Genomic DNA, 7,012 nt, shown 5'->3' with positions numbered 1-7,012 from the left:
CTTCCCCATCGTTCTCATCGGCCTCGGCATCGTGATCCTCGTCAGCGGCGGAGCCTTCGGACTCTGACGTAGCGGCAGCGATCCAAACGGCCCCGACCGGGCGCACCCCTCTCGGTTCAGACCGCGACACCTACCTGCAGCCAGTCCTGCGTGATCGCGGCAACAAGTGACTTTGTCAACCTGATCTGGCCCCGGGGTGACGGTTTGAAGTGCCCCCGTCGTGGCGGCGGGTCGATGTGGGTGGCTGTCTGTTGTCAGGCGCAGCAGGAAGTGGGGAGTTCGTTGCGGAAGAGGTTCGCAGTGAGGCGGATGCCTTCGGCCATGGTGAGGTACGGGGCCCAGGTGTCGGCGAGTTGGGTGACGGTGAATCCGGCTTTGATGGCGTAGGTCGCGGCGAGCATCATCTCGCCGGCGGTGTCGGCGAGGGCGTGGACTCCGAGGACTTTGCCGGTGTCGGCGTCGGCGACGATCTTGATGCCGCCGCGGGTGTTGTGGTTGGCGATGGCTCTGGGCACGTCGGCCAGTCGCAGGTATCGGCAGGCGCATCTGTATCCGGCGGCGATGGCTTCGGCTTCGGTGATCCCGGCCGAGGCGAGTTGGGGTGAGGTGAACAGGACGGAGGGCAACCCGGTGTAGTCGACCTGCTCAGAGTGACCGAGGGCGTTGTGTGCGGCGATCTTCCCGGTCCTCGCGGCGACGTACACGTACTGGGTCACGTCGGTGACGTCGCCGGCGGCGAACACCGCCGGGTTTGTGGTCCGCTGTTGTTCGTCGACAATGATGAAGCCGCGGGTGTCGGTCGCGATGCCCGCAGTGGCGAGGCCGAGCCCGTCGGTGCGGGGGGTGCGGCCGGTGGCGACGAGGACGCGTTCACCGGTAGCTACTTTCCCGGTGCGGGTGAGGACTCGGACCAGGTCGTCGTGTGGGGTGATCGTTGCGGCGCGGTCGCCTATGACGGTGATTCCGTCGGTCAGGAAGGCTTTGCGGAGCTCGGAGGAGAGTTCTGGTTCGGCGTGCGGGGCGAGCCGGCCGATGATGGTGACCTCGACCCCGAGCCGGGCGAACAGCTGGGCCTGTTCGAGGCCGACGAATCCGCCGCCGATCACCACGAGCGAAGCGGGCAGCTCGGTGAGTTCCATCGCCGTGGTCGACGTGAGGTAATCGATCTGCTCGAGGCCGGGGATCGTTGGGATGGTCGGTTCGGCGCCGGTGGCGATGAGATACGACTTGGCGCGAACCGGTCGTCCATCGACGAGCAGTGTTGAGGGATCGGTGAATGTTGCGGTGCCGGGGAGGATGTCGAACCCGTAGGCGGCGGCGATGTCGGCGTACTTGGTCTGGCGGAGCATGCCGACCAGCTCATCCTTCTGCTGCACGAGCGCGCCGAGGTCGACGGCCCCAGCGGAGGTGGCGGCGCCGGGGAACGGGTTCGTGAGCGCGGCGTGGCGGGTGTGCGCGGCCGCGAGGAGTGTCTTGGAGGGCACGCAACCCACGTTCACGCAGGTGCCACCGAGCGTGCCCGATTCGATGGCGACCACGCTCGCCCCCTCGAGTCGGGCGTGGATCGCCGCGGACATCGCCGCGCCGCCCGTCCCGACCACCGCAAGATCGAACTCGTTGTGCTGAGTCATGATGCCTCCTCGGGTGGACCGGGCCGCACGTGCGGCCCTACGCGACAGAATGGACCTTCAAGCATGCTTGAAGGTCAAACTGACGGTGGAGGTGTCACGATGCGGATCGGAGAACTCGCGGAGAAGGCGAGGACGAGACCGTCGACGCTGCGGTACTACGAGGAGCGCGGGCTGCTGCAACCGCCGGAGCGCACCCCGGCCGGGTACCGCAGCTATGGTGACGAGACGGTGCAGCGGCTCGAGTTCATCGATCGGGCTCGCGCGGCGGGGCTCACCCTTGCGCAGACCGCGGAGATCCTCGATGTTCGCGACACGGGTGGTTCGCCGTGCGCTCACGTGCTGGATCTCCTTGACCGCCGGCTCGTGGAGATTGATGAGCAGCTCGAGCAGCTGCGCGCCCTACGAGGGAGCATCGTCGAGCTTCGGGCGCACGCGACGGCAACGGCGTCCGAAGCCTGCACGCCGGAGTCCATCTGCCGCTACCTCTGATGACTTTCGGATCGCTACTGCCGCTGACGGGTGTGGTTGAGGCGGTACGAGGTGGTGCCGGTTTCGATGATGGTGCCGTTGAACGTGAGCCGGTCGACGATTGCCGCACACAGGCGCGGGTCAGTGAAGGTCTTCGTCCACCCGCTGAACGACTCGTTGGATGCGATCGCGACGGAGTTCTTCTCTTCCCGCTCTGTGAGGACCTGGAACAGGAGTTCGGCGCCGCGTCGGTCGAGTTCGAAGCCACAGAAGTGCGGAATTTCCGGCCTCGGCGAGTCGAAGTGAATAGCCCGGATTGCGTCCCATATAGGGATGGCCTGCGCGACAACGGACAAGCTCGGCACCAGGTCGTCGGATGCCCGTGCTGCGCCCCCGCCGTGGCGGTGACAACGTCGTCCGCATGAACGGAATACTGATTGGCTACGCCAGAGTCTCCACCGCGGATCAGGACCTCACATCGCAGCGAGACGCGCTGCTGCGACTCGGAGTCCTCGATCGAAACATCTACGTCGATCATGGGCTGACCGGCACCAACCGGGCCCGGCCCGGGCTGCGCGAGGCACTCGCAGCGGTTCGAGAAGCCACACACTCGTCGTGACGAAACTCGATCGGCTCGCCCGTTCGCTGAAGGACGCGCGCGACATCGCCGACGAACTCACAACGAAGGGTGTCGCGCTCAGTCTCGGAGGGAGCAGGTACGACCCCACCGACCCGGTGGGGCGACTGCTCTTCAATGTGCTCGCGATGGTCGCAGAGTTCGAGCGCGATCTCATCAGCATGCGCACAAAGGAGGGGATGGCGGTGGCGCGCGCGAAGGGTCACCTGAGAGGCCGACAGCCGAAGCTCTCGACAACGCAGCGGAAGCTGTTGTTCGACGTCCAGGACCGGGGCGAGTACACGCAGACGGAGATCGCCGAGTTGTTCAACGTGTCCCGTGCGACCGTCTATCGCGAATTGCAGCGCCGCCGAGCGGCGTTCCTAGCTACCTGTGAGGCGCACATCTACTGAGCCGCTCGCATCCCAGTTGGGACAGCGCCGCGACAACGGGCTGTCAGCCGCCGGGCCGGAGGACGGCCCAACCCGCGTTCAGCCCGTCCGCGAAAATCTTGAGTTGCACGAGGGTGTCCGCGTCGTAGGCGATGCCCTCGATCCGGCCGGGCGCGGCGCAGTCCTGTGCGACGGACGTCGGTCCCACGGGATTGGCCGGCTCCTCGCCCGCGGCGGGCGCTGGGGCCCATTCGAGCGTCACCCGAGCGGTCGACGGACTGCAGTCGAAGTCGATCACGTACCGCTCCCCCGTCACCACGACACCCGAGACGGCCGCCTCGCCTTCCGAGATGCCACCGGCCCCCTCAGCGACGAAGGTGATCCGCGAGAACTCGTCGTCAGCGACGCCGGGCACGGCGTAGTCGCCAAGGCCCGCCACGGCCATTCAGCACCACGATCGCCTGACCCCCGACCCCGCGGGACGGGGCCGGGGTGCACGCGCCGGCTTACTTCATGCGCCCGAACGTGGCGTCGATGTCGGCCATCTCCATCGCCGCGGTCGCCTCGATCAGCGCGCGGAGATCCTTGTCCGCGCCCGGCGAGAACTCCTCGGGCCGTTCGGGCGAGATGGTCATCGGCGATCCGACGGGTGCCTGCTCACTGGCATCCAACTCGGTGCCGTCGTTCGACGGCGAGGCGCCCTGGAAGATACGGCCGGCCTCGGACTGGTTGCCGAGATCGAACGAGTACTGCTTGCTCTGCAGGCCCATGTCGACGAGCTTCTTCACCTCGGGGAACTGCTCGGCGTTCGTATTCGGGATCGGCAGCGCGGTGCGCCAGCTCACCCCGAGCGTCTCGAGCGCCTTCGCGTACGCGTTCTCGTGCGCCTGGTCACGGACGATGAGGTACGAGATCGTGCTTCGGGCCATCTTGTTGTCGGTCATCTCGTACAGGCGGCACTTCTGTAGCCGGCCCGTCGACTCGAGCATGAGGTTGTAGAGCAGGTCGAGCACGAGGTTGCCCGAGTTGTAGACGTAGCTGCCCATCCATGGGTTGCCCGCCGCATCCACCGGCAGCGCACCCTGCGCGCCGACGAGGTAGTGGTGGATGTTGCTGTGGTCGACGGCGATGCTCAGCGGCGTCGCACCGCCGGCACCCGGCTCGTCCACGGGGCCGGTCGGCTTGCCCTTGTACCGCGGCGACCCGTCGAGCAGGCGCGAGACCGTCGTGCCGATGAGCTCGACGTGGCTGATCTCCTCGGTCCCGATGCCCTGGATGAGGTCCTTGAACGGCTTGCCCGAGGGCCCGCGGAAGTTGATGCTCTGGAAGAGGTACTGCATCATCGTGCGCATCTCGCCGAACTGGCCGCCGAGACCCTCCTGCAGTGCGTTCGCGGCAGCGGGATCCGGCTCGTCCTGCGCGATCTCGTTGATGAACTCTTGAACCCCTCGCCAAGCGGAGCCACAGCGCGTACCCTCCCGTATCAGCCCCGCGCCTCCCCCTCGATGCGCTCGTGCGTCGCGCGGACGAACGCCGCGTAGCCCCCCGCGGTCCGGCCCCAGAAGCGGCCGGAGGTAGTCACCTCGGTCTCATCCGTCGCGTGCACCCGCGCGCCAACAGTGCGAGCGGCGCGGACCAGCTCGACATCCTCGTGCTGGTCGAGGTCGGCGAACTCCCCCGCCGCGATGTAGACGTCCGCCCGCAGCCCCAGGTTCGCGCCGTGCACGTTGCCGGCGGGACGACCCCGCGGGTGGGTCGCGAGCCAGTGCGCAGCGTGCTCGACGGTGAGGTCGGCGAAGTCGGGACGGACCGTGCCCAGGACGACATCGGTCCCCGCTGCCCGCACGTCGAGCTGATGGCTGAGCCACGCGACCGGCACCGTCGAGTCACCGTCGGTCGTGGCGATCCAGGTGGCGCCCAGCGGGACGTCCCGCAGTGCTGCGAGCGCGGCGGCGACGCCGAGCCGCCGCGCGGTGCCCACGTTCCGTGCGTCGATGTGCAGCGTCTGCACGGGCCACGACGCCGCGATCTGCTCGGACGCGTCCGTGCAGGCATCCAGGACGACGACGGTCACGACTCGCACGTCCGGATGCGTCCGGCGGGTGTGCGCGATCGCTGCGTCGAGCGCCGCGAGACAGCCACCCAGCAGGGCGGCCTCGTTGTGCACCGGGACCACGATCGCGACGGCGGCGACGGCATCCGACTCCGCCGCTGTCACGCGATGAGCCCGGTCTCGGCAGCGACCGACCGCGCGCCCGCCAGCCCGTAGACCTCGAGCACGTAGTCCTCCTCCTCGTGCACCACCAATCGGACGAGGCCGTCCGCGGCCCGGAGCGCCGCGTGGACGTCGTCTCCCGACAGCGGGTACTCCTCGACGGGATGCCGCCAGTGGCACGCGAGCAGCTGCCCGTCGCGCGTGAGGGCGGCCCGCATCCGCTCGACCCCGTCGGCCAGGTCGGCTGCGCCCCAGTAGTAGCCGACCTCGGACAGGACGATGAGGTCGAACGAGCCCTGGGGCCACTCACCCGGCAGCGCGCGGCGCTCGAGGCGCACATCCGCCCCCTCACCGATGCGGCGACGCGCGGCCTCGAGCGGCGCCTCGGCGATGTCGATGGCGAGCACAGCGTCGCACCGCTCGGCCAGCAGCTGAGTCAGCGCGCCGGTCGAGCACCCCAGCTCGAGCGCGCGGCCGTACCGGGGTCGCGGTAAGCACGCCATCGTGACCGCACGCTTCCGCTGCTCGTACCACCGCGATTCGAACCCCCACGGGTCGTCGCCGTTGCGACGGTAGAACGCGTCGAAGTAGGTCTCGTCCAGGCTGCCGCGCTCACTTGCGGGCCGGATGAAGACCTCGAACGGACGGTCGAAGTGCGCCTGCATCCGTTCGTGCAGCATCACTTCGTCGCCCGGCGCGTCGGACAGCGGCTCGATCTGGCTGCGGTGGCGATGCAAGGCGTGCCGCTTCGCGTCGACGGTCGCATCATCGAGTGAAAGGACCTCGATCTCGTCCCACGGCACATCGTCGGGCGTGCCCCAGTGCCACAGCCAGATCGGGTACCACCGGTACGGGATGCCCCGTTCGGCGCACACCTCGGCCGTCACCTCGCCGACCACGCGGTGATCGCGATGCCCATCGCCGGTCCATGGCGCGACGACGAGACATGAGCCCGCGTCTGCGACGGTCTCGCGGAGCGCCGTGGCGATAGGGGTGCGGTGACCGTCGGTCCCACCGTCGGGGATGCCGAGGAACCGCAGCTCGGTTGACGGCGCCAGCTGCGCGAGCGCGTCGGCCGCCTCGCGGCGGCGCAGCGCGCCGAGCTCGACGGGTGTCGCGGACGGCGAGTCGGGGTGCGACCCCTCCCCGTCCGTGACGACGAGCACGGTCGCCCTCGCCCCGCGGCGAGCGGCGGCGGCAATCAGCCCTGCCGCTCCGAGGGTCTCGTCATCGGGGTGCGCTGCAACGACGACGAGGTGATCGAACTCGACGTCGAGGCTCGCGGGGTTCCGCCCGGCGAAGGTCTCGGCCCACACGTCCTCGCCCGTCCCGGGGTCGAGGTGGCTGAAGCTCACCATGCGCCGCGACCCTGACCGAGGTCGGCGCCGATCCGAGCGAGGTCCCGCTCGCCGTGGTGCTGGCGGAGGTAGATCCCCAAATCCGCGACCCGACGCGCGTGCGCGTCGTCGGCGACCAGCGGCAACGGTCCGAGCGCACGGGCTGACTCGGCGAGCGTGGTCTCGACGGCGCCCGCCACGATGGCCCGCACGCGGGCGGCCAGGATGCCGGGGTCGGGAGCGCGGTCGAATGCGGCGGGCGCGGCATCCATCTGGCCCGCAGCCGACCGCAGCGCGAGCCGCGCCGCCCACAACGCCGTGTCCACGCGACCGAGATGCAGACGCGACAGCTG

At 69.0% G+C, this 7,012-nt stretch carries 6 protein-coding genes and 3 pseudogenes; 2 read left to right on the top strand and 7 right to left on the bottom strand.

The window, feature by feature from the left end; genetic code table 11:
- Positions 1-254: 254 nt before the first annotated feature.
- The gene (gene merA / locus NH287_RS14380) at positions 255-1,631 is read right to left on the bottom strand and encodes a mercury(II) reductase (protein ID WP_253036156.1); all 1,377 of its coding nucleotides are present in this window, start codon (positions 1,629-1,631) and stop codon (positions 255-257) included.
- Positions 1,632-1,730: 99 nt separating this feature from the next.
- Between merA and NH287_RS14375 the strand changes: the two genes are divergently transcribed.
- Positions 1,731-2,120 (top strand): heavy metal-responsive transcriptional regulator, encoded by a 390-nt coding sequence (locus NH287_RS14375; protein WP_054682943.1) that lies wholly within the window; start codon positions 1,731-1,733, stop codon positions 2,118-2,120.
- Between the two features lie 14 nt (positions 2,121-2,134).
- Here the strand turns inward: NH287_RS14375 and NH287_RS14370 are convergent.
- A pseudogene (locus tag NH287_RS14370) lies at positions 2,135-2,359 on the bottom strand (ATP-binding protein); the annotation flags it as partial.
- Between the two features lie 161 nt (positions 2,360-2,520).
- Between NH287_RS14370 and NH287_RS14365 the strand changes: the two are divergent.
- Positions 2,521-3,128 (top strand): annotated as a pseudogene (locus tag NH287_RS14365) (recombinase family protein).
- Positions 3,129-3,171: 43 nt separating this feature from the next.
- On the opposite strand, the gene NH287_RS14360 reads toward NH287_RS14365, so the two are convergent.
- From NH287_RS14360 to NH287_RS14340, 5 genes and pseudogenes are all read right to left on the bottom strand, one after another.
- A complete protein-coding gene (locus NH287_RS14360; protein WP_253036155.1) occupies positions 3,172-3,552 on the bottom strand; it encodes a hypothetical protein in 381 nt (126 codons plus the stop codon).
- A 61-nt stretch (positions 3,553-3,613) separates the two neighbouring features.
- On the bottom strand, positions 3,614-4,591 hold the full coding sequence (locus NH287_RS14355) for a manganese catalase family protein (protein WP_253036157.1): 978 nt from the start codon (positions 4,589-4,591) through the stop codon (positions 3,614-3,616).
- The gene (locus NH287_RS14350) at positions 4,591-5,325 is read right to left on the bottom strand and encodes a glycosyltransferase (RefSeq protein WP_253036154.1); all 735 of its coding nucleotides are present in this window, start codon (positions 5,323-5,325) and stop codon (positions 4,591-4,593) included. Before NH287_RS14350 ends, NH287_RS14355 begins: the two co-directional genes overlap by 1 nt.
- Positions 5,322-6,680 (bottom strand): PIG-L family deacetylase, encoded by a 1,359-nt coding sequence (locus NH287_RS14345; RefSeq protein ID WP_253036153.1) that lies wholly within the window; start codon positions 6,678-6,680, stop codon positions 5,322-5,324. Before NH287_RS14345 ends, NH287_RS14350 begins: the two co-directional genes overlap by 4 nt.
- A pseudogene (locus NH287_RS14340) lies at positions 6,674-7,012 on the bottom strand (acyl-CoA dehydrogenase); the annotation flags it as partial. The gene NH287_RS14345 and the pseudogene NH287_RS14340, both read right to left, overlap by 7 nt.

The organism is Microbacterium sp. CnD16-F, assembly GCF_024124465.1.
Classification (GTDB): domain Bacteria; phylum Actinomycetota; class Actinomycetes; order Actinomycetales; family Microbacteriaceae; genus Microbacterium; species Microbacterium gawkjiense.
Note: the sequence above shows the minus strand (reverse complement) of the source record. Positions and strands in the feature narration are given on the sequence as shown.